At 68.6% G+C, this 2,226-nt stretch carries 3 protein-coding genes and 1 pseudogene; 3 read left to right on the top strand and 1 reads right to left on the bottom strand.

The genetic code is table 11. The features are described from left to right. The 3 genes and pseudogenes from AC1VAN_RS19290 to AC1VAN_RS19280 all read left to right on the top strand — a co-directional run. Nucleotides 1–325 (top strand): annotated as a pseudogene (locus AC1VAN_RS19290) (Bcr/CflA family drug resistance efflux transporter); the annotation flags it as partial. 141 nt (nt 326–466) lie between these two features. Further along, nucleotides 467–1,363, top strand: a complete 897-nt coding sequence (locus tag AC1VAN_RS19285) for a siderophore-interacting protein (RefSeq protein ID WP_032976621.1) — start codon at nt 467–469, stop codon at nt 1,361–1,363. Nucleotides 1,364–1,440: 77 nt separating this feature from the next. Next, nucleotides 1,441–1,833, top strand: a complete 393-nt coding sequence (locus AC1VAN_RS19280; protein WP_480986487.1) for a hypothetical protein — start codon at nt 1,441–1,443, stop codon at nt 1,831–1,833. A 121-nt stretch (nt 1,834–1,954) separates the two neighbouring features. Here AC1VAN_RS19280 and AC1VAN_RS19275 read toward each other — a convergent pair. Then, nucleotides 1,955–2,226 (bottom strand): M2 family metallopeptidase (locus tag AC1VAN_RS19275; RefSeq protein ID WP_480986486.1); only part of this gene is annotated, 272 nt, incomplete at its 5' end.

Raw genomic sequence — 2,226 nt, 5'->3', positions numbered from 1 at the left:
CGTCACCCTGGCGCCGCAGTTCGCGCTGCCGTGGGCGGTGATGCCGATCTTCCTTGGCGGCATGGGCATGGCGCTGATCTTCCCGATCCTGGCGCTGGCGGTGCTGGACATGTATCCGCTGCAGCGCGGCCTGGCGTCGTCGCTRCAGGCGTTCGTGCAGCTGATGATCAGCACCGTGGTGGCCGGCGTGGTATCGCCGCTGCTGCACAACAACCCGCTGCACCTGGCACTGGGACAGGCGGGCTTCTTCGCGGCCGGCTTCGTGTTCTGGTACTGGGAGCACCAGCGCGAGCGCGCATCAGAGGCAGCCAGCACGGCGCATTGAGCGTCGTGCAGGGGTAGGGCGCGTCATCACGCGCGGATCCGTTGCGGCGCTGCGGGCAGGGATTAGGCTGGGGTTTCCAGCGAGCCGGTTCGTGGGTGCACGACAGCCAGCCATTCCGATGTCGTCGCATGAGGTACCCGCATGGCTGCGCAGCAGACCTACCGCCTGTTCGAGGTGGCGCTGAAGGAGCGCCGCGTTCTTTCTCCTTCTTTGGACCGCATGGTGTTCACCGGCGCCGACGTGGCGCACATGAAGACCGAAGGCCCGGACCAGCGTATCAAGGTGTTTTTCCCCTTGCCCGGCCAGGACGCGCCGGACGTGCCCAGCGGCGAAGACTGGTATGCCCGTTACCGGGCACTGCCTGATGACGCGCGGCCGCCGATGCGCACCTTTACCCTCCGCCAGCTGCGTGCCGGCGAGTGCGAGGTCGACGTCGACTTCGTGCTGCATGGCCAGACCGGACCGGCCTCGCGCTGGGCCACGCATGCACGGCCGGGCGACCGCGTGGTGCTGCTGGCCCCCGATGCCGACTGTGCGGACAGCAGCGAGGGCTGGGAATGGAAGCCGCCAGCCGGGGTAGGCCAGGTGCTGCTGGTGGCCGATGAGACCGCATTGCCGGCGGTGGCCGGCATCCTCGAGGAACTGGCCGGGCTGGCCGATCCGCCGCGCACGCTGGCCCTGCTGGAGATCGCCCAGGCCGGTGATGCGGTGCCGCTGAAGGCACCGGCCACGGCCGAACTGGTGTGGTTGCCACGCGGGCAGCAGGCCCATGGGCAGCGGTTGCTGCAGGCAGTACAGGCGCGGCTGGCGGCGGCCGCGACCGTCGCCGGGGCTGCCGAGCTGGACGACATCGACGTTGATGCGCAGATCCTGTGGGAGCAGGCTGACGCCAGCGCGGACGGCGCGCTGTATGCCTGGGTAGCGGGCGAGGCCGGCGCGGTGATGGCGATCCGCCGGTATCTGCTGAAGGACTGCGGCCTGGATCGCCGCGCGATCACCTTCATGGGGTACTGGCGGCAGGGGCGGGTACTGGACTGAGCCGCTACCGCACGGGCGTGAACCGGCATGCAGGGGGTGTGGGTTATCCTTGCGCCCCCGCAATGCAAGCCCCACTGATGTCGACCTCTTCCAAATCCCGCCGCGACCAGCGCCGTCGCCAGGAACAGCAGGCTGCCAACAAGGCCGCCGCCACCGCCTCGCCCGTCGAGCCGCACGCCGAGCTGCGCGACACGCAGCGCACGCTGCTGGCCGGCATCGTCCGTCGCGATGGCGAATGGGTGCTGGGMATGGATGGCCGCATCGCCGGCCAAAGCGAGAGTGCGGCCCAGGTACTGGCGCTGATCATGCAGGCCGGTGAACTGCACGAACGGCAGGGCACGCCGGTGCGCCTGATCTATTCGGATGCGCTGCGCGATGYGGCGCAGGCCGAAGCCAACGAGAAGGGGCAGACCTTCGAGGAATTCAAGGCCGCGCTGGCCGCGCAGCTGGCGGCGAAGAAGAGCAACTGATCGTCATCGCGGTAGCGCCGGGCCATGCCCGGCGGCTTTTCATTACGCCGCTGCGCTCGCCGGGCATGGCCCGGCGCTACCGAAACGGAAAAGGGCGGATCCTCGCGGATCCGCCCTTTTTTCATTTCGCCGCCGGTGCCGCGTTGGCCTGCCAGCCGCACATCTGGCCTTCGTTCTGCTGCTTCAACCAGGCATTGACCGGGCTGAAGTACTCGATCATCGGGCCGGCATCGAGCTTGTCCGAGCCGGTCAGTTCCTTCAGCGTGGCCTGCCACGGCTGGCTGGCACCCTTGCTCAGCATCGCCCAGTACTTCTGGCCGGCTTCCTTGTTGCCGTAGAAGGTGCACTCGTGCAGCGGGCCCTTGAAGCCGGCGGCATCGCACAGGCCCTTGT

Source organism: Stenotrophomonas sp. 05L44_2 (assembly GCF_056665995.1).
The sequence above is the reverse complement of the archived record's forward strand: the minus strand, read 5'-3'. Positions and strand labels throughout refer to the sequence as shown.

Coding starts and splice junctions, on each gene's coding strand:
- AC1VAN_RS19285 (WP_032976621.1), top strand. CDS start 467: ATGGCTGCGCAGCAGACCTACCGCCTGTTCGAGGTGGCGCTGAAGGAG.